Origin of the sequence: Gardnerella sp. DNF00550, from assembly GCF_049262685.1 — a bacterium.
Classification (GTDB): Bacteria; Actinomycetota; Actinomycetes; order Actinomycetales; family Bifidobacteriaceae; genus Bifidobacterium; species Bifidobacterium leopoldii.
This window is the reverse complement of sequence record NZ_CP058397.1, coordinates 1,317,291-1,341,933: the sequence shown is the minus strand read 5'-3', so window position 1 is coordinate 1,341,933 and position 24,643 is coordinate 1,317,291. Positions and strand designations below refer to the sequence as shown.

17 protein-coding genes and 2 tRNA genes are annotated in these 24,643 nt (G+C 40.8%); 9 read left to right on the top strand and 10 right to left on the bottom strand.

The annotated features are described in order from the left end of the window. Positions 1-59: 59 nt before the first annotated feature. The 3 genes from murJ to HXT29_RS05400 are packed head-to-tail and all read right to left on the bottom strand — an operon-like array spanning position 60 to position 5,003. Positions 60-1,856: a murein biosynthesis integral membrane protein MurJ gene (murJ, locus tag HXT29_RS05410; RefSeq protein WP_116442561.1), complete on the bottom strand. Its 1,797-nt coding sequence runs from the start codon at positions 1,854-1,856 to the stop codon at positions 60-62. After that, on the bottom strand, positions 1,853-4,276 hold the full coding sequence (locus HXT29_RS05405; protein ID WP_410297157.1) for a DUF6049 family protein: 2,424 nt from the start codon (positions 4,274-4,276) through the stop codon (positions 1,853-1,855). The genes murJ and HXT29_RS05405 overlap by 4 nt, the downstream gene beginning before the upstream one ends. Beyond that, positions 4,227-5,003: an NUDIX hydrolase gene (locus tag HXT29_RS05400; protein WP_064340307.1), complete on the bottom strand. Its 777-nt coding sequence runs from the start codon at positions 5,001-5,003 to the stop codon at positions 4,227-4,229. Before HXT29_RS05400 ends, HXT29_RS05405 begins: the two co-directional genes overlap by 50 nt. A gap of 42 nt (positions 5,004-5,045) precedes the next feature. On the opposite strand from HXT29_RS05400, the gene HXT29_RS05395 reads away from it, so the two are divergent. Then, the gene (locus HXT29_RS05395; protein ID WP_050397226.1) at positions 5,046-6,518 is read left to right on the top strand and encodes a CCA tRNA nucleotidyltransferase; all 1,473 of its coding nucleotides are present in this window, start codon (positions 5,046-5,048) and stop codon (positions 6,516-6,518) included. 58 nt (positions 6,519-6,576) lie between these two features. Here the strand turns inward: HXT29_RS05395 and HXT29_RS05390 are convergent, their stop codons facing one another. From HXT29_RS05390 to HXT29_RS05375, 4 genes are all read right to left on the bottom strand, one after another. Continuing rightward, positions 6,577-7,203 carry a LytR C-terminal domain-containing protein gene (locus tag HXT29_RS05390; RefSeq protein WP_004105817.1) on the bottom strand — a complete coding sequence of 209 codons (627 nt, stop codon included), beginning with the start codon at positions 7,201-7,203 and terminating at the stop codon, positions 6,577-6,579. A gap of 129 nt (positions 7,204-7,332) precedes the next feature. After that, positions 7,333-8,229 carry a 16S rRNA (adenine(1518)-N(6)/adenine(1519)-N(6))-dimethyltransferase RsmA gene (rsmA, locus tag HXT29_RS05385; protein WP_116442562.1) on the bottom strand — a complete coding sequence of 299 codons (897 nt, stop codon included), beginning with the start codon at positions 8,227-8,229 and terminating at the stop codon, positions 7,333-7,335. A gap of 55 nt (positions 8,230-8,284) precedes the next feature. Next, on the bottom strand, positions 8,285-9,748 hold the full coding sequence (locus HXT29_RS05380) for a G5 domain-containing protein (protein WP_410294565.1): 1,464 nt from the start codon (positions 9,746-9,748) through the stop codon (positions 8,285-8,287). Positions 9,749-10,196: 448 nt separating this feature from the next. Beyond that, a tRNA-Thr gene (locus tag HXT29_RS05375) sits at positions 10,197-10,273 on the bottom strand. A 165-nt stretch (positions 10,274-10,438) separates the two neighbouring features. Between HXT29_RS05375 and HXT29_RS05370 the strand changes: the two genes are divergently transcribed. Continuing rightward, the gene (locus HXT29_RS05370) at positions 10,439-12,277 is read left to right on the top strand and encodes a serine/threonine-protein kinase (protein ID WP_422118336.1); all 1,839 of its coding nucleotides are present in this window, start codon (positions 10,439-10,441) and stop codon (positions 12,275-12,277) included. Positions 12,278-12,409: 132 nt separating this feature from the next. Then, a complete protein-coding gene (locus tag HXT29_RS05365) occupies positions 12,410-13,372 on the top strand; it encodes a DsbA family protein (RefSeq protein WP_004105824.1) in 963 nt (320 codons plus the stop codon). A 95-nt stretch (positions 13,373-13,467) separates the two neighbouring features. On the opposite strand, the gene HXT29_RS05360 is transcribed toward HXT29_RS05365, so the two are convergent. Further along, on the bottom strand, positions 13,468-14,427 hold the full coding sequence (locus HXT29_RS05360; protein ID WP_101892176.1) for a DsbA family protein: 960 nt from the start codon (positions 14,425-14,427) through the stop codon (positions 13,468-13,470). 240 nt (positions 14,428-14,667) lie between these two features. On the opposite strand from HXT29_RS05360, the gene HXT29_RS05355 reads away from it, so the two are divergent. Continuing rightward, the gene (locus HXT29_RS05355) at positions 14,668-15,795 is read left to right on the top strand and encodes an ABC transporter ATP-binding protein (protein WP_422118335.1); all 1,128 of its coding nucleotides are present in this window, start codon (positions 14,668-14,670) and stop codon (positions 15,793-15,795) included. Positions 15,796-16,043: 248 nt separating this feature from the next. After that, on the top strand, positions 16,044-17,459 hold the full coding sequence (locus tag HXT29_RS05350; RefSeq protein ID WP_064621994.1) for a DUF4032 domain-containing protein: 1,416 nt from the start codon (positions 16,044-16,046) through the stop codon (positions 17,457-17,459). A 153-nt stretch (positions 17,460-17,612) separates the two neighbouring features. Here the strand turns inward: HXT29_RS05350 and HXT29_RS05345 are convergent. After that, positions 17,613-17,685 (bottom strand) — tRNA-Lys (locus HXT29_RS05345). Positions 17,686-17,756: 71 nt separating this feature from the next. Next, positions 17,757-18,017 (bottom strand): glutaredoxin domain-containing protein, encoded by a 261-nt coding sequence (locus HXT29_RS05340; RefSeq protein WP_004105832.1) that lies wholly within the window; start codon positions 18,015-18,017, stop codon positions 17,757-17,759. A gap of 187 nt (positions 18,018-18,204) precedes the next feature. Between HXT29_RS05340 and ftsY the strand changes: the two genes are divergently transcribed. The 4 genes from ftsY to dnaB all read left to right on the top strand — a co-directional run bounded on the left by ftsY (position 18,205) and on the right by dnaB (position 24,636). Continuing rightward, entirely contained in the window at positions 18,205-19,386 is a 1,182-nt protein-coding gene (ftsY, locus tag HXT29_RS05335) for a signal recognition particle-docking protein FtsY (RefSeq protein ID WP_101885826.1), read from the top strand. A 162-nt stretch (positions 19,387-19,548) separates the two neighbouring features. Continuing rightward, positions 19,549-21,330 (top strand): ammonium transporter, encoded by a 1,782-nt coding sequence (locus HXT29_RS05330; protein WP_162720543.1) that lies wholly within the window; start codon positions 19,549-19,551, stop codon positions 21,328-21,330. A gap of 418 nt (positions 21,331-21,748) precedes the next feature. Further along, a complete protein-coding gene (locus HXT29_RS05325; RefSeq protein ID WP_422118334.1) occupies positions 21,749-23,110 on the top strand; it encodes an MATE family efflux transporter in 1,362 nt (453 codons plus the stop codon). 65 nt (positions 23,111-23,175) lie between these two features. Next, on the top strand, positions 23,176-24,636 hold the full coding sequence (gene dnaB, locus HXT29_RS05320; RefSeq protein ID WP_422118333.1) for a replicative DNA helicase: 1,461 nt from the start codon (positions 23,176-23,178) through the stop codon (positions 24,634-24,636). The last annotated feature ends 7 nt before the right edge of the window (positions 24,637-24,643 follow it).

Genomic DNA, 24,643 nt, shown 5'->3' with positions numbered 1-24,643 from the left:
GAAATAATTTCCCAAATAATCACATATTTTAAGGAAAAGCTCAATATGAAACTACGCTCTTAGAAGTTTTTGCCGTTAGAAGAATCATGATATTTTGCATCGGATTGTATTCTACGTGGAATTCTAAGATTTTTCTGTTCGCGTTGTGATTGACTTTTTGCAGTTTCTTCAAAAATTTTAGCAAGAGGAATAAGAGCAGGAATCTTTTGGGCAAGCTTACTAATTATTGGAGCAGACAAATCTACAAGTTCTCTGGTCCTCAAAAGTAAGAGTGCTGACAGATAAACAACAGCAATAATAATTGTTGTTATTGCGCAAATAAGTATTGCGTATACCCACCTTAATACTCCATGCATATGTGGGGAATTGAAGTTTAAAACATGCAATAGCGGTTTACTCACTAAGAAACCAACAACAATAGATACTATTGAAGCAATAATAATTTTTATATGCGTAATTATAAGATTTCGATCATCTAAGTCATTGTTGAAACGATTTCGAAGCATATGAACAAGTGATGGGAAAGTCAAGAAGTAGCTTATTGAAACTGATGAGCCTAAAGCTGTAACCCAATAAGTAGGTGACAGTACATTAATGCAACCGATAAAAGCGAAAAGCTCAGTAAAAAGTTGCGCTGCTGCGAAAATAAAAGGACTTTTACCGTCTTCAAAAGCAAAGAATGTGCGTTGAATAATCAAATAGCTACTAGTTAAAGGCAAGCCAAAAGCTAGCATCATTAGAGGTGCGGACATAAGGTTTGCTTCTTGAACACTTATTGATGGTATTAAAGCTAACGAAATAGGTGTTGGAATAACAATAAAAATGACTGTAAAGAAGCACATAATTATGCTTACATGCCTGAGTGCTTCACTTAAGTCATTGCGCGCGCTATGTAAATCGTGAGATGCAATAGAGCGTGAAATTTTAGGGAAAATTGCTGTTGCAACAGATACTGCAACTAAAGAGTATGGCAATAGGAACATTGTGTAAGCGTTTTGATAAGTAGCATTACCTGCTACTTCAAACTGATCTAATCCTAAACGTTTTTCAGCAACAAATGGGACGCTTGTTGTTATATGCGTAGTAATCATTACAACTATTTGTGTAACAATAACAATGCCCATGCTCCATGCAGCAACAGGGCCCATTGATCTTAAACCGATATCTCGTATACCAAAACTTGGCTTGTAGTGTATTCCGCATTTTATAAGAGGTAGGAATAACACTAAAGCTTGTGCTGCTACGCCGATAGTCCAGAATCCTGCAGTGAGCAAAAGAGTATTGCCATTCCAAAAACTTAGTGGCATCCTATTTGCTTTACCAAAGATGATGATAAAAACGCCAAAGCCTAGGCAACTAATAATATTTGCTGCAACTGAACTCCACGCGTACATGGCAAAATGCTCTTTTGCTGCCAAAACTTGCCCAAGTACTGTATAAATACCGTAAAAGAAAATTTGAGGCATGCACCATAAAGTAAATGAACAAGTTAATGTTTGCATTTCGGCGCTTCCGCCGGCGTATAGCATAGTGAGCACAGGCGTTGCTATAGACATAAGAACTGTTAGCGCGAGAAGCAGAAGAATTGCAAATGTAATAAGTTTATTTAAGCGTTCCTCGGCATTTTTCTTTTCGAGAGTGCGAACAATTTGCGGTACTAATACAGCGTTGAAAATTCCACCTGAAACAAGTGTATATATTAGCTGTGGAATCATAGATCCAGCTTGATATGCGTTTGCTGCCAAACCTGTTGTTCCAAGGGCTGCTGCTAATAAGATAGTACGTATTTGACCTGTAATGCGTGATGCGGCTGTTCCGCTAGCCATAATTACAGAATTTCGACCTACTGAACTCATTCGTCTGGATCCTTCTTACGGTGGAATTGCCTCCAAAGGCCAAGAAGACCAAGAATGAAAGCAAATACTATAATAATCGTACCGCTTTTATCACTAATTTGCAGTGTACTAGTAATAAGTGTGCTCTGTTCTTTTGCAAATACGCGATGCTGATTGTCTTCAAGCACAAAAGTAGCTTTTGTGTGAATTGATGTAGTAATTCTCAACGGTAAAGTTACTTGAGTTTCGCTATTAGCTGGAATTTTTACTAAAGTTTTACGGCGTGTAACAATTTCCATAGCATGAGTATTTGCAGATAAATACACTTGCACAGGGTAAGAGTATGTGTTGCTTATCGTAATAGGCATGCTTGCTGTTTCGCTTACGGCAGTAATATCATGCGGTGGGATTATGCGAATGCCATTCATCAGTGTATTTGCAAAAGTCTTAGCAGTATTTTTACTTATACAAGACTTGTTATTTTTCTTGCTGTGTGCAGTAGTTTTGGCTGAATTTTGCTGCTCGATTGTATTATTGGTAAATTCATGCAACGAAATATCGTCGTATAAGCGTAATAGATACTTTTCTAAGTCTTTTATGTTAATAAGTTTTTTTGTTTTGGCTGTTTGCTTTGCAAGTGCTTGAGCGTCACCTTCAGTATTATGAGGATGCTTAGCGGCACTATAGTCGAGAATATTCTTAGTAAAACGTAAAACGTCTTTCCTTGAATGTGACAAATCGTTTAGGCAAGAGCGTCTTGTTTTAGTAATATTCGCGCTTATAGAGCTGTTGCGAGATATTTCACGCATTATGGAATTTTTCTTCCAGTCAGGCAAGGCATTTTGCTTCGTATTTGCCATTGTTTGCAAGTCGCTTAACGACAGCCAAGGAGATTGTTCTAATGCGTTCATAACAGCATCAATATTTGAATTAGATGCATTATTCGAAAAAGTAATAAGAATATGCCTATCAACATACGGCTGTTCCATTTGGTAGAACGCGCTTTGTGCTACTAAACGATTAATGCGCCCAGCCTGAGTTCTTTCGCTTGTTGCGTTATCGCTTGTAGGCTTTCCATTTGCTAGAAGAGTAAGCACTGATTGAGGTGACAAAACTCGCACATTCCCTGCAGGCGTATCTATATCGTATATGCCATTTCTAACAGCAAACTGTGAAGCATTATTGTCAAATTCGTCTGTTGCAATAACAGTTTCATATCCATTACGTTTTGCTTGCTCTAGTGCATGAATAGTCCACTTGCCATATGTTTGCCATGCATAAGCTTTATTTAAATTATGATTAGCTGAGTCGGTTTGTTTTGAATTATTTGCTTTAGTAATATTTTTCTGCGATTGCGAATTTTTTGCAGACCATTTTTCTTTAGTAATTCCTGCCGATTTATACAAATCGTCATTATTGTCATCTGCATAAGCACTGATATCAAAACCAGATTGTTGCATATAAGCGCTTGGTTTGAGTGTTAAATGCGATGCTTGTATTGTGCTTAAATCTGCGATTGTTTGTAATTTTGAGTGTTTATTTGCTAAATCAGCTTTCCCAATAATGTTGTGAATACTATCTTTGTCGGCTCTAAGTAGCGTTTCTAAATGATCGCTAGGCTGAATGTTATTAGTTTTAAAATTGCGTAAATCGTTTTGTGTACGAATTAATATTGGCATAAGCGCAGTAAGTTTCATCGCTGGTAAGCTAGCTGAGTGCATGCCAATATTTGCTCTTGTCAAAAAAGAATGTATCGATTTGTATTTTGAATAATTTTGTGAGAAATACGTAATTTTTAGTGGTTTTGGACCCCAATTCAGGATGGAACGTAATTCTTGTTTATCTGCGGGTATGTTAAAGCTAAGAGTGCACGTGTGACCGGAAGCTAAACTTGGAGTTTTTACGGAATCTAAAATTTGAGGAGTTGGTATAAGAGATTCCTCTTGCGACCAATTTTGCACGTCCGTGCGCGAAACAAAAGTGTAATTGGAATTTATAGAAAGTTGTAAAGTGCCTTCTGGAAGTGCCGTTTTTACGGCTTTTAGTGTTGCAGTAAGGTGGTATCCGCTTTTATCTGTTACTACAGGCGTTGCTTGAGTTATATCTATTTCAATGCCCTTGCTATGCGGATTCTCATACGTAGATTGTTTTTTATTTTGCCTTGTAGAAGTTTTGTCAGATAAATCTGCTTTTTTCGTGTTTGCATATGCATAATTTACTAATCCTGCATATTTTGCTGTTGGAAAAGCAAAAATCGTTGCAAATACTACGAATAATATAAAAATAAAACGTGCAGAAATTAAGCAAGTCTGTAACGTAATTCGTAATAAAGAAAATACGTATGAAAGTGATTTCTGCTTTAGAGCAGTAGACGCATTTGTGGTCTGATGTTTACGCGTGAGTTTCTTCACTGTTAGACCGCCTATGTGCTTTTTTGGCATAAAGCCATGCAATTTTACGTTCATTTGGATAGCTTAATATTGCATTAAGTTCTTTAAAATTCACCCATATTGCATCTTCTGCTTCGTGATCAGGATCTCCTAATACAGATAAGTCGCCACTTACATAACGTAACGCAAAATGGTGCACTAGCTTGTGTACTCTATGCGTTGTGCCTGTAAACCAATAGTCGATTGTGGCAATCGAATCTACTACTTCGCCAACTATACCCGTTTCCTCATGAATTTCGCGAACTGCTGTTTCTTGAGGTGTTTCACCTTTTTCTATATGTCCTTTTGGTAGACACCATTCAAGGTGTCCGCTTCTTGAATGACGAGCAATAATTGCGACACGCCCAAGAGAGTCAAATACTAAACCGCCTGCGGAATATTCTCGAATAATTGGCAAGTCTTGCGCATCTAAAGAAGCAAAAGTTGTAGGAGTATCTGCCTGTCTACGTGGTGGCATAAGTGCTGGAGATACGCCTGAGAAAGAAGATGTTTTTTGAAGATTATCTTCCGGCGATTCTGAGTCTTGCGCAGTGCTGTTATCCTTAGAAAACAGCGGAATATCAACAACATTTTGTTCTTCACAACTGTCTTGCTGGCAAGACTTTTTTCTATGCATTTTAGCTAAATCAAGTGGCGTAATAACAGGAGCAGCTTGATTTTGGGCATGATTATCCGCAAGCTTGGCGAGTGTACGTCGTAAATCTGCAGGAGTAATCATATAGTCAACATTACTCAATCCGCTGTGCATTGGGGTAACGGTATGCTGGAATATAGATTGATTTTTGCTGAAAGGGTGTCGGTAAGGGTGACTGAGAACTTCGAAGTTTGGCCTGAAGCTATAGAGTTGGGGCGACTTTTTGCTGAGCGTCATTATGAACTTGCATTAGTTGGTGGTCCTGTGAGAGATATGCTACTGCATCGCGTGTCGCATGATCTTGATTTTTGTACATCAGCTCGACCTGAAGAGTTTGAACCTATTTTGCGTCGTTGGGGACATGATGGTTTTTGGGATATGGGTCGTAAATTTGGCACGTTGGGAGCTATGCGTCGGCGTGCTGATGGTACAGAAGTAAAAGTTGAAATTACTACATATCGTTCTGATGTGTACGATCCAGATTCTCGTAAACCTGAAGTGCAATACGGTGATACTTTAGAAGGTGATCTTTCTAGGCGTGATTTTACTGTCAACGCAATGGCGTTGCGCGTGCCAGATTTAGAGTTTGTGGATCCTTTTGGCGGTGCCAGTGATTTAGCTAAAGGCGTGTTGCGAACCCCGGTTGATCCTCGTCAATCTTTTGATGACGATCCTTTGCGTATGATGCGTGCAATTCGTTTTGTTGCGCAACTTGGGTTTAGTATCGAAGCAAATACTGCTGAAGCGATTGTAGACATGGCAGATAGGTTAGATATTGTTTCTGCTGAAAGAATTCGCGACGAAATTACTAAAATGTTACTTTCGGACAGACCTCGTAAAGGATTAGAAGCTCTTGTTGAATCTGGTATAGCTCAGCGTGTTCTTCCGGAGATTCCAGCTTTACAGCTTGAAATTGACGAGCATCATCGTCATAAGGACGTTTTTGAACACACAATGATGGTTCTTGAGCGCGCTATAGCTTTGGAAACAGATCAAGAAGGTCCAGTGCCGTCTCCAGATTTAACATTGCGTCTAGCTGCTTTATTGCATGACATTGGGAAGCCAAAAACTCGAAAATTTGAAGATGGAGGGAAAGTTAGTTTCCACCACCATGATGTTGTTGGCGCAAAAATGACTCGTAAACGTTTGAAAGCACTGCATTTTGATCATCATCTTATCGACGATGTTACTGAATTAGTGAATTTGCATTTGCGTTTTCATGGGTATGTTGATGAACCGTGGACTGATTCTGCAGTTCGTCGTTACGTAAAAGATTCAGGACATCTGTATGAGCGGTTGAATCGACTTACTAGAGCAGATGCAACCACTCAGAATCGTCGCAAATCGTTAATGTTTGAGCATGCGATGGACGAGATGGAAGAGCGCGTAAAAGAGCTTAAAAAGCAGGAAGATTTTAACGCTATTAGACCTGATGTAGACGGTAATGAAATAATGCAATTATTGCATTTGCAACCAGGTCCAATAGTTGGTGAGGCTTATAAGCATATGCTTGATTACCGTCTCGATAATGGTCCGGTAGACCATGATATTGCTGTAGAAGAATTACAGCGATGGTATGAGGAAACGTACAAAAAGTAAAAGTTTCTTCACTTAAATAAAAGAGTAGCAGTAAAATATTTTATACTGCTACTCTTTTTTATCTAACTTCCTTATGCTGATCTGCCTTAGGAATGTTTTTCATAAGGTCAGCTCTTATACATCCTTGCACTTCATGTATTGCTGCGCCTGCTGCTGGAACATCTACTTTAGGGCGAAGATTATTAAAAGTAGAGCCAAGCACAATATCGACGAGCTTATCTTTTCTATCATCCATTCGCATAATTGCATCGGTAAAATTAGCGTTTACTGTATAAGCTTCATTAATAGCGTTTTTTCCAAAGTAAATGATTGTTCGTTTAATATTACTTGATTTGTTATTGTTAACCTCTGTTAAGTTAAATCCACGAGCGTTTAAAGCTTCGCCAACAGCGCGAGCAAAACCGCGGAACTTTGTGCCGTTTAGAACTCTGATTGCTACAGCTCTATTATCTACGTAAGGGGCTTTGGCTCCTTCTTTTCCTATTATTGCGCATGGAGCTGGAACACCATAATTTGGGTTATCTTTTGGAGCACGCACAGAATTTATACCAAAAGCGTGGAATTGCACAAGTAAAGCAAATATAAAGGTGACGCCTAGGCCTACGCCCACTGTGGTGAGTACAGATCTTTTTCTTTGATACATGAAAGCTTTACGAGCAATACGTTCGTCGTATTCTTGCGTCATGTTCACTTCCGATCTGTGGTTTGTAACTTTGTTAGCAGCAAGTTTACACAAGCTGCAGAATATACGTAATATTTCATTGCGTAATATTTTATTTTGCATATTTATTCAACGAATAAATATGCGTTTTATTTATAATTGACAATCTTTGCATGCGCGATACAAAGCAATAAATTCATCGCAAGTAAGCGTCTCGCCGCGTCTAGTTGGGTCAATTCCAGAATTTTTATATGCTTCTTCTGGAACTTGATTTTTAAGAGCTGCGTGCAATGTCTTACGTCGTTGCTGGAAGGCTGCATCAATGAAAGCGAATACTCCCTCACGCTCATTGTTGTCACCTTTGCTTGTGCAATCGCGAGTAAAAGAAACTAATGCCGAATCAACGTTTGGCGATGGCCAAAACACATTACGACCGATAAGCCCTGCGCGCTGGGCTTTGCCGTACCACGCCAACTTAACACTTGGTGTGCCATATACTTTATTCCCAGGTTGTGCGCATAAACGATCTGCTACCTCTTTTTGAACCATAACTAGAAAATTCTGTAAGTTGCTAAATTTTTCTAGCAAAGTAAGAATAATAGGCGTCGCAACATTGTATGGCAGGTTTGCAACAAGAGTAAATTTTTTAGCCTGTGCAATTTGTGGAACATCATCGGCATTTACTGTTAAAGCATCTTTTAGAATGACATTAAACTTTTGCATTGCTTTAGGCATAAATTCTTCTACAGTATGCGGCAATCGTCGAGCTAGCGGAGGGTCTATTTCTACTGCAGTAAGCTGTGCTCCTGTTTGCAATATTGCAAGAGTAAGAGAACCAAGACCAGGCCCTACCTCCATAACGATATCGCCAGATTTAACTCCAGCTGCCGCTACTATTTTTCGCACTGTACCAGGATCAATAACGAAATTTTGACCAAACTTTTTGGTAGGAGTAATGCCTTCCTCGGCAGCAATACGTCTAATATCTGCTGCACCTAAAAGCTGACCTTCATTTTCAATGCTGATTTCTGTCAAAGTTTTACCATCCAAATTTCGTAACAATTAATCTGTTGCACCAAAGTGCGTTAAAACACGCTGCTGCCTTTTAATACCAGCCAATTTCGCGCGAATGCTTTACTGCTCCACTAGGTGTTTTATATTTGCCCTTAATGTAACTTAGACCCCAGCTAATTTGTATTGCGGCATCTTCATGCCAATTAGCTCCTGCGCTGCTCATTTTATTTGCAGGAAGAGCTTGAGGAATGCCATAAGCGTGTGAGCTAGGATTTTCTGCGTTCCATCTCCATCCAGATTCCCTATTCCATAACCATAAAAGATCTTCCCATTCTTTACCGGTCCAACCCATTTGCGCAGCCGCGCCCTGAGCAAATAGTTTAGCTTGTTCTGGAGTAGCATGTACGAGGCTATCGGGATTAGAGCTTGGAGCGGGTGCAGGTGGATTAGCTGCAGGTGCGGGAGCTGCAGATGCGGTTTGTTGTTGAGTTTGTGATGTTTGCGCACCATTGTTACTATTCTGGTCTTTACTTTGAGCCTGATTTTGCGTTTTATTCTGATTTTGTTGAGTTTGCTGTTGGCTGTTTTTCTTCTCCTGTTTTGCAGGCTGCTCAGTATTCTGCTTTTTGTGTTGAGAGTTTGTTTGTTGTTTGGATTGTTTTGACTTTTGTGTATTTGTATTATTTTTGTGAATTGGTGCGGGAGCAGCCTTACCTACAGCAATAACTTGATTAACTGCAGGCTTTACCAAATTTTGCGAAACTAGAGTTGCGCTTTCTGCTTTGCCATCTACGTATGTAACGTTATAAACATCTTCTCGCTCACCATTCACGCCAACTTGTTGTACAACGCGAGAATTTGCTGGAAGTTTAGGATCTACTACAGTTTGTGTGGCAAAAGGTAATGAAACCGTACGAGTTTCTTTGCCATGAGTAACTCGAGAAACACGTAAAACAGTATTTCCATCATCTTCTTCTACGCTTACGCGATCTTCCTTGCCGAGCACTATACCTTGAGAATCAAGAATTGCGCTCGCAGGTAAGTCTCCATTTTGCACAACGCGTGTTTTCCCGTCAGCGATAACGCTAATTGGGCCTTTTTTATTAATCGATAAGCCGCAAGTTAGTTTATCGTAAATATTTTGCAAATTTACTGTAATTCGTGAAGCGTTCTTAGCATTAGCCTTAAAAAAGCCGATTAATTGATCGACACTAGTTGCAACAGTCCAGAACGGTATAGTTACTCCATCTACAGTGATAGAAGTTTGATAAGCACTGCGAACTGTTACAGTAGAATGATTTGTGAGAATATCTCCAGAAGAAGAAATAATTTGATCGTGAGTTTTTACTGGTACGTGTTGTTCTTCCAGTAAACGTATTGGATTTGTTGAATAAGTGCTTACAATACGCGTTTTTCCATTTACGATCATTGCAACAGATTTTTTAGCTGTAAATATAAACAAGCTTGTTGCTGTGAGTGATATAGATAAAACACAGGCGATTATTCTTGCACGACGCATCACTATTAATCGTCTAGGCGTCCATCGACGTGCCATACAATCACTCCCTTCGCAATAATGCTAACTTTTCTATTATACCTTCAGTTTTGCATTCAAAATTGAGTGCAAAACAAAATAAAAGTGGGGGCGGGAGAGAAGGGGATATTCCCGCCCCCTATGAGGTGGAGCTGGTTGGGGGACGCTCCACTCTCACCTCGGAAACCCTGAGTTGGGGGAAGGTTCCCGAGTTCTTACTCGCGAAAAGTTTTGTTATAAAGATGATCGTGTGCGCAGATATAGATTTGTTATTTTCATAATACGCCATAATTTGGCACTGTATATGAAAAATAGAAATCTTTTCTATTTTTGAATAGTTAATTAGCCACTATCCCCTCTGCTTTAATCATTTCACGTCATTATATGTGATACGAAAGATAACAAAACTATAGTTCTGGAATATGTGAACAGAAAATAAGAAATACTTACGAAACGAGTGGAATAAAAATGGAGCCTCCTGCCGGGATCGAACCGGCGACCTGCCGCTTACAAGGCGGCCGCTCTGGCCATCTGAGCTAAGGAGGCGATGTTTTCTCGTTAGCATAACAAATCATGCTAAGTAGAACAATTGATTAGTGTACCATATGCCACGTCATTACAAAATTACGGCGATGTTGAATATAGAAACGGCGTGTTTTTTGTTGTTTATATTTGCGTATTTGGCAATATAAGGCATTAACATAATGCAGTATGGAAGATACAAGCATGTTCGATTTGCAGCCAGGAAATAATGTAGGCGGATACACGCTTATTTCTAGGCTTGGCGGCGGCGCAATGGGGTCAGTTTGGCGCGTTAATGACGATGGCGGCAATCAATATGCTATGAAAATATTACGTGCTTCTGTTCGTACAAAACAGAGTGAAGATGAGGATTCTGAGCAGGAACGTGCTCGAATGCGTTTAAAACGTGAAGCTTTGGCTTTGCAGAGGATTCATCATCCAGGTGTTTGCGCGATAGTGGATATGGAATTAGATGCTTCAATCGCTTTTATTGTGACAGAATTGATTGAAGGACATAATTTGCGCGAAGACGTGGATGAGAATGGGCCCTATATTGCAGATGATTTAGAGCGTCTTGCGCATAAGCTTATTGAAGCTGTTAAGGCAGTTCATGAAGCCGGTATTGTTCATCGCGATATTAAACCAACTAATGTAATGATTTCTGCTACTGGACCAGTATTAGTAGATTTTGGTATTGCGATGGGTGAAGGTGAAAGCCATGTTACTCGCACGGGATTAGTGATGGGCACTCCTGGTTTTATTGCTCCAGAAATTATTGAAGGCGGAGATTCAGATGAACTTACAGATTGGTGGTCTGTTGCTGCTGTGCTTGCGTTTGCGGCTACCGGTAAGCCTGTTTTTGGCACAAAGCCTATGATGGCGGTTTTGGAGCGTGCTGCCTCAGGCAATGCAGATTTAACTGGGTTGCCTCCTAGAACAATGGCTGCTTTTCGTAAGGCGTTGAATCCGATTCGAGAACAGCGTTGCATGCTATCTGATTTAGAAAATGCAATTAGTCAAGATGCTATGGATCCTTTAGCCTGGCCGGAGGTGAACCGCCCTTTTGACCGTAATGCCACTAACATAACTATGCGTAAAATGTGGCGTGAAACAAGTCGTGAAACAAAAGAAAAAACTGCTATACTAACAAATTCTCGTACCTGCGATGCAGCTGGTACAGCTGGCATAACAAATCTTAACTCTGATGGAGAAACGCCAACCGTAACTGTTCGTTCTACTACTGTTATGCCGCATTCATTAGATAGTGAAGACGATAAAACATTTTGTGTAGATGAAAAAACACGAATTAATGCGTTAAACGATGTCGATTTACAGCATATACAAAACGACAATTCAAACAATTCACGTATTGCACAATCTTCAAAACTTATTCATGCCTCTAATAACGTTTTTGATAATGACAATATTGAAAATGAAGCAGGCGATTCCCTTCATGTTAAAAGTGATGAAGTGCCTTCTGTAGATCATACTCTTAATCAACATGATTATGTGCGTAAAGGAACATGGATACTGCTGATTTGTATAATTCTTCATTTAGCCATTGCTTGCTTAAGCATTCTCGATTCTATTGGTTTTGCGATGGTTTTTATGTGGATTAGTGCAACATCCGGCTACAGTATTTCATCAAGCTTGCGAAGATGTCAACTTAACGATGGAATAATTCCTCGTCATGATTCTGTAGTGCGTATTGCAACTTTGCCATGGCATATTATTCGAGGATTCGTCTACATGCTTCCACGAGTTATAACTATTGTGATTTCTGGAGGTATTGGAGCTGTTATATATCCATTTCTCTGTGGTGATAATCCTGAATTACTTTCTATAGATGTTGGATCCTTGCGTATTCTTTTGCCAGCTTACTCACCTAATATTTTTTCAAATACTGCATTTGGATATACTCTAGGATTTATTGTTGCATGGGTTGTTTTTGCTGTAGTTAAATGGACTACAAAATTCCGTTTAGGATTAGGTGCGTTATTTTATTCTGGAAAATCATTTGAAAAATAAAAATAGTACGATACGTAATGTGTATTTTCCGTTGATGCCATCTACTAAACTGTGGTGAGGTTATTATTTCATTAGCAAGAATGCTGCTAGGAACTAGTCTTAGCATGCGAAATAAAGGGTTGAAGGATAACAATGCCTAAAATTCAGATGCGTGATAATAAGCAGGGAGATTCATCTGCTACTCGCCTACAAAGAACCATAGAAAATCGCGAACGTGCCGCGCGTGAGCGTCGTCAGCAAGCAATTATCGGCGTTATTGTAGTAATTATTGTTGCGGCTATGTTGGCTGCTGTAGGCATTACTGCGTATCAGGCAGCTTACGTTCAGCCTCAGAAAAAAGTAGAGCAATCTGCAAAATCTAATCATAATTTGGATAATATTGATCCAAGTATTCGTCCAAGCGGTGTTAATTCTAAGAATGGAATTCTTCTTAGCAAGGATGGGTACGGCAAGCAAGCTGCTGGTGCTCCTACAGTTGCTACTTATTTTGATCCTTTGTGCCCTGGCTGTGGAAACTTTAATCGTACTGTTGATGAAACTTTAATTAAAATGGTTGAAGCAGGTCAAATTAACCTAGAACTTCACCCAATGTCATTCTTGGATGGACTTTCTACTGACCATTACTCGACTCGTGTTTCTAGTGCTATTGCTTATATCGCTTCATATGATAACGATCCAAAGCATTTGCTTCAGTTTATCAATGGTATTTTTAACGAAAAATTCCAGCCGGAAGAAGGCGAGGGATATAAGCCTGTAAGCAATAAAGAATTGATTAAACTGGCTAAGAAATCTGGAATTCCAAACGAAATTGCAAGTAAAGCTTTTAACCGCCAATATTTGAAGTGGCAGCTGCTAGTTAATAAATACACTCCTGATCGTAAGGAATTGTGGAATGTCAGCGGTTCAAATAAAGGATCTATGACAACTCCAACAGTAACTATTAACGATAAATTGCTTGATATGAATGCCATTAATGAGAAAAAAATGAAGGTGCTTGATGCTCTGCTTCATTGCATTGGCTTGGATAAAAAGCAAGTTGGAGTTGCAGGTCAGATGCCTAAAGTGTCTGACACTAGTTCCCCTATTGCATTGTAAATAAGCTAAATTATAGAAATATAAATTATTAAATAAAAACGGACGTTGAGTGTATTCTTAACGTCCGTTTTAGTATAGAAATTACTTAATTTTATTTATAAATCAAGCGGCTTGCTCTTATATGTAACTTTTGGCATATGGCCAGATTTGCCAACATGTTCTTTATCGATTCCCAAAGACTTTAATATAGCTTCCAAAGGATCCATCTGCTTTTCAGAAGCTGCATTGAGATCTACTAGCTTACCATTAATTGTTACTGTTGGAGTTGTCATAGCGCCTTTATTAGAGCCAGAAACATTCCATAAAGCTTTTTCTTCTGGAGTATTCTCATTAATAACTTCTTGCCACTTAACATAGTGTAGGTTAAAGGCTTCATTCGCAATCTTATTTGCAACTCCAGCATCTTCAGCTAAATCAATAAGAGCTTTATTCGGTGTTGCTTGGTATCCATCGCCTTCTTCCGGCTGGAATCTTTCACTAAAGATGCTATTGATAAACTGAAGCAAATGCTTTGGATCGTTATCATATGAGGCGATATAAGCAATACCGCTTGAGACGCGATAAGAATATTGATCTGAGCTAAAACGATTTAAGAATGACATAGGGTGAAGTTCTAGGTTAATTTGACCTGCTTCAACCATTTTAATTAAAGTTTCATCAACAGTACGATTAAAGGATCCGCAACCAGGGCACAAAGGATCAAAATAAGTAGCAACTGTAGGAGCACCAGCAGCTTGCTTGCCGTACCCATCCTTGCTAAGAAGAATTCCGCCTTGTAAATTAGATGCCGGTGGGATGTCAGAAGAAGGCAGTTTTTTAATCTCTTTGGCTATTTGGGAGTTTGCTGTATCCTCAATTTGTGTATCTGGCTTATTGGTTGTTGGATTTTCAATTTTTACTTGTGGTTTATTGATTGAATTGTAATAAGTCATAAACCCAGCTCCTGCAGCGAATGCAAGAATAACTAGTGCTATTACGATGCCAATTAAGCTTTTACTATAAGGGGTATTTGATTTTTGCATTTCATCATTTGTTGTTTCTTGTTGTTGATCCATAGTTATTCTCCTTTTGTGCGTCTTACTCGACACGCCGAGTTTATGCAAAATACTGATTTTTTGCTGTTTTTCTAAGATAAACATGATATATTAAGGCATGGCTCAACGAAGAGAACCTTCAATGGACCAGGTAAGTAAACTGTGGACGATTGATACCCGCCGATGTAGGAATTGGGGTCATGAGTGCACACCCTTCACTACGGATCGTTCGGCACGTACCTGCCGATGAAAGGACATATCATGGCAGAAGTTGTATTTGATCATGTGACTCGTATATACCCGGGCAACGATAAGCCTTCGGTTGATGACTTGAACATGACTATTAAAGATGGTGAGTTCCTCGTACTCGTTGGTCCATCTGGTTCCGGTAAGTCAACTACTTTGCGTATGTTGGCAGGTCTTGAAGAGGTTAACAAAGGACGTATCCTCATCGGCGGTCAAGATGTTACTACAATGCAGCCAAAGGATCGCGATATTGCAATGGTCTTCCAGAATTATGCACTGTATCCACACATGACAGTTGCTGATAACATGGGCTTTGCTTTGAAGATTGCTGGTGTTCCTAAGGAAGAAATTCGCAAGCGTGTTGAAAAAGCTGCAGAAGTGTTGGATTTGACAGAGTATTTGGATCGTAAGCCGAAGGCTTTGTCTGGTGGTCAGCGTCAGCGTGTTGCTATGGGTCGCGCAATTGTTCGTGAACCAAAAGTCTTCCTCATGGATGAGCCTCTTTCCAACCTTGATGCTAAGCTCCGCGTTCAGACTCGTACTCAGATTGCTGCTTTGCAGCGTCAGCTTGGTGTTACTACTCTGTACGTTACCCACGATCAGACTGAAGCTTTGACCATGGGCGATCGCATTGCAGTGATTAAGCTTGGCGTATTGCAGCAGGTTGGAGCTCCTACTGAGCTTTATGACCGCCCTGCAAATGTATTCGTTGCAGGCTTCATTGGCTCGCCATCCATGAATATCAATCAGCACCCAGTTGTAAACGGTCGAGCTCAGATCGGTGAGGATTCTATAGTTCTTCCAGCTGAGGCTGTTGACAAGCTCACTGCAGAAGATAACGGACAGATTATTGTTGGCTTCCGTCCAGAAGATGCAAGCTTGGCAACATCCGATGATCCAAATGCGTTCTCCTTGAAGGTAATGAACGTGGAAGATCTCGGTTCCGATGGCTATATCTACGGCAATATCATCACCGATGGTTCTCCTGAGGAAGCATCTACGATGATGTCTGATCAAAACAAGCTCACTACTATTCGCGTGAACCCACGTGCTCTTCCAAAGGTTGGCGACACCGTGAAGATCAAGATTGATCCATCTAAGATGCATCTGTTCGCACCTTCTACGGAGTTGCGTTTGAACTAAAAGTGTTGGTTTGCCTGCTTATATGAGCTAGTAAGCAAACTTTCGGTATAAGGTATAGCGGGGTTCGCAGTATGACGCGAACCCCGTTTTTGGCACAAAAAAGCAGCATAATAAGTGTGCAATAATACATCATTACAATGCATCGCTTATTATATATAGTTGTTATCAATAATTCGTCGGTGGTTGAGCTGTGTTTATCTGGAATGCAGTGATATCGTTGGCATGAGCTTGATTGGTAAATAAACTTTATGGAATGGAATGACGCTCCTCAATTAGACCCGCGTGCTGTGCAAGCAACTTCGGTATCTGCACAGGACGAGAATGCGTCGTCTCAAGAGCCGCAGGCACTGAAGATTACTGCGGCTAGTTCAGATCCAAAAATGTTTACACTGCCTTGGGAATTACCACTTTCTCAATGGCCTGCTGATTTATTCGTGAATTTGCCGCGTGGTATTTCTCGTCACGTTGTGCGATTTGTTCACGTTGGCGATGAAGTGTATGCAATGAAGGAAATTACTCGTCAAGTTGCAGAACGTGAGTATGAGCTTTTGCGTAGGCTTCGTAAACTTGAGTTGCCTACAGTTACTCCTATAGCTGTTGTTGCAGGACGCCATGACGCTAATGGTGAAAAGCTTGAGGCAATGTTAGTTACGAAACATTTAAAGTTCTCACTACCATATCGTGCATTATTTGCTCGTACGTTGCGTCCGGATACTGCAGAGCGCCTTATCGATGCGCTTGCTGTTCTTATGGTGCGCTTGCATCTTTCTGGCTTCTATTGGGGCGATGTATCGCTTTCCAACGTGCTGTTTTTGCGAGATGCAGATGCTTTTTCTGCATTCCTAGTTGACGCAGAAACTGGTGATTTGCATGGAAGTTTAACAGAAGGTCAACGAGAATACGATATCGATTTAGCTCGAACCAACATTATTGGTGAGCTTATGGATTTGAGCTCCGGTCAGCTTTTACCGACAGAAGTAGATGAAATCAGTATAGGCAATCGTCTAGTAGATCGCTATCATTCGCTTTGGAGTACGCTTACTGACGTTGATAAGTTCAGTCCTGATGAGATGTGGCGAATTGAACGTCGTGTTAATCGTCTAAATGAGCTTGGTTTCGATGTTGATGAGTTGGAGATGAAGACTTCAGAAGATGGTCGAAGGGTTTTGGTTCGACCTCGCGTTGTGGATGCTGGTTATGCTTCCCGCAAGCTTCTTCGTCTTACTGGATTGGACGTTCAAGAGAATCAGGCTCGAAGGCTTCTGAACGATTTGGATGCGTATCGCACTTCTACATGGCGTCAAGGTGAAGAGCTGGAAATCGTCGCAACTGATTGGATGCGTGAAATTTTCGAGCCAACAGTTCGTATGATTCCTCCTGAGTTCCGTTCGCAAATTGAACCAGCTCAGTTCTTCCATGAAGTGTTGGATCATCGTTGGTTTATGGCAGAAAAAGTTGGCCATGACGTTGCTATGCAAGATGCTGTAACTAGCTATATTAAGAACGTATTACCACAGTACAAAATGGATAAGCATGTTCTTGCTGCTATTAATGCAGATGCTGATTCTGGCGTTGTGGATGATGAATACACGTATTCTTCTCCAACACCTGTAGGTCACGATATAGTTGAAGATGATCAAGATGCTAGTGTTTGGGCGAGTTGAGTATTGCGTTATATAAGTAATTAGCTAATTCTCAACAAGTATGGCATTGATTGTCGTTTTTGATCTTAAGTGAATTTTTCGTAGGGGGAGCTTCGACTTCCCCGTTTTTTTATTGCAGTTTACTCGCTTACCCTAAATTTGGATATAAAAAAGTGCCCCCTGTGGGACTCGAACCCACAACCCAAGACTTAAAAGGACTCTGCTCTGCCAATTGAGCTAAAGGGGCAACAAATGCCAAGTATACTACATTCAATCGACGAAGTGAATATCGTGTGAACTTATGCGTGTTATATATATTTATTGCAGTATTCCGAGTGACTCCAGTTTTGCTTTTATTTGTGTTGCAGATGGCTCAACCATAAAAGTATTATCCGCAAAAGTAACAACTGGAATGTGCTTTTGATTGCTAATTTCAATCGCTTTTTCTTCAGCACCTTCTTCTGTTTCAATATCGTGCCAAACGAATGCCACACCATACTGGGTTAGCGCAGCTTTTGCGCGTTTGCAATCTCCACACCAATCTGCACCGTATACATTTACGGTAGGCTGATCTGACATAAAATCCTCCTTAATGATTTTGTGAATTCAAATTTTGCGTAATAATAGCTCGTGCTATTTATTACTACTTTTATTAGTGTAATAGATGCAGATGTACTTAAGCATATTGACGTTGAAGTGTGACAAAGATGAGAAAAAATAGTGAAATGTATTGCTAGTGTCCCTTGACTTTCATAGTCTTGATGTCATGAATATGGTTATGGATATGAACATGCTAATTTGGTTTGCGGCTGCGGCTGTTGTTATTGCCATCTTATTAGTAACAGTTGCAGTGATTTTGCGCATTCACAGCAATAGTCATGGACCAGTAATTCCTGAAAGCGTTGATAGTTCAATCGATACAGGCAAAACTAAAGCGCGTGGAACAAAAAAATCTGGAAAACAGATAGAAAGTAACATAGCTGTTATACCTAATGAAGAAGTAAAGTCTGAATTATTGCCAGAAAGTACTTCTTCGCGTATTAAACGTCTTCGCGAACGTTTGGCTCATAGTGCAAATCCATTTGGTCGTGCATTGTTTAATATCATAAGCAAGGACCATCTTTCGGAAGAAGATTGGGAAGATGTAGAAGATACTCTTCTTATGGCCGATGTTGGCTCTCGAGCTAGTGAAGAATTAGTAGAAGATCTACGCAAAGATGCACGCATTGCTGGTACTTCTAGTTCAGAAGATGTGCATTCAGCATTGCGTACGAAACTATTGAAAATAGTAGATGAAGACGCTGATCGACGCTTAAATGCAGATAAATCAGATGCGCATCATCCTAGCGTTATTATGATGGTCGGCGTTAATGGCACCGGTAAAACCACTACTGCTGGTAAATTAGCGCGATTGTTTATTGCCCAAAAACGTTCAGTAATGTTTGCTGCAGCAGATACTTTTCGTGCGGCTGCAGCTGATCAACTTGAAACTTGGGCGTCTGCAGTAAGCGTGCCAGTTGTTCGTGCAGATAAAGATGGTGCTGATCCTGCTTCTGTTGCTTTTATTGCTGCGAATAAGGCAAAAGAAGAACAAACTGATTTATTGATTGTAGATACTGCTGGTCGTTTGCAGAATAAAGCAAATTTAATGGAAGAGCTTGGCAAAATTCGTAGGGTTATAGAAAAAACTATGCCTGTTGATGAAGTATTGCTGGTATTGGATGCTACTACTGGTCAAAATGGCATGTCTCAAGCAAAAGTATTTGCTGAAGCTATTGGCATTACGGGCGTAGTCCTTACTAAGCTTGATGGTTCCGCTAAAGGTGGAATTGTTATAGCTGTACAGCGTGAACTTGGTGTGCCGGTTAAGCTAGTAGGTCTTGGCGAAGGACCAGATGATTTGGTCCCGTTTGATGCTCAAAGCTTCGTAGACGGTCTGCTCGCTTAATGCTGAGCATTGATGTAGCTGCATGAGTGGTAGTTGTTAATCTTCCGCTAAAGTCTTTATGAGTTTTGGCTATAAGAGTTTCTCGGTACAATAGTTATATAAAGTAATACTTAAGCTGCAATGATGTTATTGTTGCGCTGTTTCAAATAATTGAGGTGAAAAATGACCACAATGGATCCGCAATGGGCATTGTTGGCTGGCGCGTTGGTGTTTATTATTACGCCGGGTATTGCCCTGTTCTATGGAGGCCGTGAACGCGCTACTTCCATGGTGAATATGATGATGCTTTCAGCTGGCGCTATTGCTGTAACTACACTGGTTTGGACGCTGTGGGGATGGTCGTTAGCTTTTGCTGGCAAAGATATGGCTGGTGGTGTTATAGGTGATCCATTGAGTGGTTTGCTATTCCGTGATTCGATGGTGGCAGATCATGGTGTGTTTACGTCTATGGACGCAAATTCCGGATTATCTGGCGGCATTCCTGCAGCTTTTCGCTTAGCATGTGCTGTTGTTGCAGTAGCGCTTATTACTGGAGCTCTAGCCGGTCGAGTGCGTTACGCTATTTGGCTTATTTTCGTAGCTGTGTGGATTACTTTAGTATTCGCTCCGTTAGCGCATATGGTGTGCGGTGGTGGATTGCTTTCGCCTAATGGTGCTATTTCACAGGCGTTAGGTATTTCAGTGCATGACTTCGCGGGTGGCTCTATATTGCATATTGCTGCGGCTGTTTCGGCTTTTGCGATTGTTATGATCATTGGCGGACATGCTCACTTCCCTCTTAAGCGTTTTGTTTTGCATATTAAGAATGTTGCGCATACGAGTGGCAACGCTAATTCTGGAGCTACTAATTCGCGTAATCCTAAAAGTCGTTTATCGCGCGCATTGTGGGCTGATGTTGAGCATGCTAAAAATGCCGCTAGTGAGACTGTTGTCTCTCCAGTTGCTACAGTAACTGAAGTTGCTGCAGAATCCACTGCAACGCAGTCAGCAGTTGAAAATGGTGTTGCTGCTCGCCAACCGCATAATGTTCCTTTCGTTATGCTTGGCGTTTTCTTGATTTGGTTCGGTTGGCTTGGGTTAATGATTGGTTCTTCTGCAGGCGTTCCTGGAGTTGCAGGTTATGCTTGGGTGAGTTCCACAATAACTGCTTCTGCTTCAATGCTTGCCTGGGGTGTGACTGAACGTTTACACTCTGGATGCTTTACTGCTTTGGGAGCTGCGTCTGGTGTTATGGCTGGATTAGCTGCAAGTGCTGCAGCCGCGGATGTTATTGCTCCATTGTGGGCTTTAGTTTTGGGTGTTCTTTCTGGTGTTATTACTTCTCTAGTGACTCACTCTCGTACTTTTGTGCGCTACGATGGTGCCTTGCATGTAGTTAGCGTGAATGGTGTTGCTGCGCTTATTGGTGTGCTTGCAGTAGGCTTATTTGCTGATGGCTCTGGATTACTCGCTGTTGGTGATTGGCATCAGTTAGTTGCACAACTGTGCTTGATTGGGATTACGGTGCTTTATGCAGGTGCTGTAACTGCAGTGCTAGCTTTTGTTCTTGAAAAGCTTTTTGGATGGCGAATCTCGGAAGCTAAGGAACGTAAGGGCGTTGATTTAGCTGATCAAGGAGAGCGTGCTTACGATTTTTCTTCTATTGCACAAAGTCATGATGGCGCTGTAGTTGCTGTTGCAGATGATGATGCAAATAAAACTCAAATGGCTGTTCTTACTTCTGTTGATATTGATATGAGTGAAAACGAGGTTGAACAATCTGATTTTATGGTTGATCAATCTGAGGCAAATCCTGAGCAAGGCGATTCTGAGGTTGATGATACTAAATCTGAAGTTGAGCAGAAAGAGTCTTCTTCTGAAGAAGAGTCTGAAACTGTAGAAAAAGATAAATCAGCGCAGAATAATAAGAAAACAGGAAAACGAAATAATAGTGCTAAAGAATAGACGTATGTGCGTAAGCGCTATTGTTTAGCAACAAGTTCTAGTTATTTTGATATAAACCGCATGTCTTATCTAAGATATGCGGTTTTGTTATTTTTGCTAATTTAAAATCAAGTTTTTTAATGAATAACTTATTTTTAGTGAATAAGTTATTCATATGACACGCACGAATTGCTTGATGTGGATAAAAAAGACAAGTTATCCACATTTTAGGCGTGTCTACGTGGATATCACACAAATTTATCCACATAGTGGGGATAACATTGTGGATATCCTGCGGATAACTTTTTAAAATAATATTTTTATTTGCGATTTACGCATATTTGTGTTACTGCACTTGCAATTGTTTTTGCATAAAATTGTTAGCAATTGCAATCTTCTTTTATACAAGCGTGACAAAGTAGCGGTAGAATGAAGCATTATGACAAATCAAAAGTTGGACAACCAGAACAAAAAAGACGTATTACGCAATATTTGGCTACTAGCCGTACCAACTTTTGGACAGCTCATATCTGAGCCAGCATTTGTACTTATTGACACTGCTATTATTGGCCATATTGGCAAAAGTGCTCTAGCAGGTCTTTCTATCGGATCAACGGTACTTCTTACTACTACAGGTCTTTGCTTATTTTTGGCTTACAACACAACTTCACAGGTTGCGCGTCTTTTAGGCGCAGGTAAGCGTCGAGAAGGTTTTAGCATTGGCATGGATGGATTGTGGCTTGCATTATTGCTTGGCATAATTCTTACAGTCATACTTATTTTTGCCGCTGAACCGTTATGCTACGCAATAGGCGCGCGTGGCTCTACGTTGCAAAATGCTATTGTGTATACACAAATGGTTATGCCTGGATTGCCTGCGATGCTACTCGTATATGCAGCAAATGGCATATTTCGCGGTCTTTGCAACGTGCGCATAACATTATTTGCTGCTGTAAGTGGAGCTGTTCTAAATACAGTTCTCGATATAATCGCAGTATTTGGTCTCAACATGGGAATTGCTGGCTCTGGTATTGCAACAATGATTGCGCAATGGTATATGGGACTTGTTCTCACTATTCCTGCAATTATTTGGGCTACTCAAAGTGGTGCGCGTCTCAAACCGCATTTCCAGCATATTCTACATTCTGCTGGAACTGGTATGCCTTTGTTTGTTCGTACACTTGCATTGCGTGTGTGCATGGTAGCTACGGTTGTTACTGCGACTCATCTCGGTACCAATACTCTCGCTGCGTATCAGGTTGCTAATTCTTGCTGGAATTTTGTTATGAATATTTTAGATGCAATTGGTATTGCTGCGCAGACTATTGTTGCTGCAGCGCTAGGTGCAGGCTGTCGTAAGCGCGCAGGAATGATTACGCGTATTTGTGCTCAAGTGGGAGCTGTAAGCAGCGTAGGAGTCGGTTTATTCATGATTTTCGTGGGTTGGAGTTGCGCGCCACTATTTAGTCAGCATACAGATATTCAGTTTTTAATTTCTGTAGGTATGACAATATTAGGATTGTTCTTGCCTCTTGCTGGATGGATGTGGGCACTAGATGGCGTATTAATTGGCGCAGGCGATCACCGTTACTTAGCAAAAGCTTGCTCAGTAATGGCTGCCGTGTATTTAACATTTTTGGCGCTCACAAGCGTTTTTGATGTCGTCGTTGATGCTAATGACGTGGTAAGAACTATTACTTTATGGGTTGTTTTAAATGCTGTTTATATTGGGGGACGTGCAATAGGCAATAGTTTGCGCATAAGAAATGATACGTGGATGGATTCTGCGCTAAAAATGTAAATAAAGTTTTGTGTTAATACATTTACGTTTTTTCATAATACGTGCGCGCGTTTATACTCGTTTTTATGGCAGATAATGATATGTGGCAATCTACTAAAGGCAATGTTATCCGCGCAGGTAGCAATCGTGGTGGCAATGGTGACGCCTCTGCATATGGTTCTGGCGTTGCAAATCGTGGTGCCGAAGTAGGTGCTACGTTGTTTGATCGTGTGCCTCCTCACGATGCTGATGCAGAAATGGCTGTGCTTGGCGGAATGCTCATGAGCAAAGATGCTATTGGCGAAGTGTCTCAATTACTTGAAACATCAGATTTTTATTTACCGCAGCACCAAACAATTTACGATGCTATTCTTACGCTTTTCGCTGGCTCACAGCCTGTTGACATTGTGCTTGTAGCTAACGAATTAATGAAAGATGGAAATCTCGATAAAGTTGGCGGAGCTGACTATTTGCACAGCCTAGTAGCTTCTGTGCCAACAGCCGCAAACGCAATGTACTACGCAGATATTGTGCATCAAAATGCTGTTCTTCGTAACGTTATTACTGCTGGCACAAAAATTGCACAAATGGGCTATTCTGCTTCCGGAGCGCAAGCAGAAGATATTGTAAATCTTGCGCAATCAGAAGTGTATGAAATGAGCGCCGGTAAAGTGCGTCAAGATTACGTTGCTATTGGTCCAGTTTTGCAAAATACACTTGATCAGTTAGATAAAATGCAAAATCATGAACTTGAACAAGGTGTGCCGACTGGATTTAGAGATATTGACGAAGTTACGCAGGGTTTGCAGCCTGGTCAAATGATTGTTGTTGCTGGTCGTCCGGCTATGGGTAAGTCAACACTTGGCATTGATTTTGCGCGCTCAGCAGCACTACACCACAATATGACGTCTATTGTGTTCTCTCTAGAAATGAGCAAAGTGGAATTAGCTCAGCGCATTATTGCTGCAGAAACTAATATTCCGCTCGCTGCTATGCGAAGAGCGGAAGATATTACTCCAGATCGTTGGAATACTCTTAATACTTTTTGGACAAAAATGCAAAACGCCCCGCTTTTTATTGATGACAGTCCAAATATGAGCTTGATGGAGATTCGCGCAAAATGCCGCCGTTTGAAGCAAACAAATGATTTGAAGCTAGTAGTTATCGATTACCTTCAGCTGATGAGTTCTGGCAAGCGTGTGGAAAGTCGTCAGCAGGAAGTTTCGGAATTCTCGCGTGCGCTGAAGCTTCTTGCTAAAGAGCTTGAAGTGCCAGTTGTGGCTTTGAGCCAGCTTAATCGTGGACCGGAAATGCGAAACGACAAGAAACCACAGCTTTCAGATTTGCGCGAATCTGGTTCTATTGAGCAGGATGCTGACGTTGTGTTCCTAGTGCATCGCCCTGATTTTTACAATAAGGAAGATCGCCCAGGCGAAGCAGATATTATTATGGCAAAGCATCGTAACGGCCCTACTGACACGTTTAATCTTGCCTTCTTGGGTGCAACTTCCAAGTTCATGGATATGCCGCAAGACTACCAGCAATAAGGGGTGT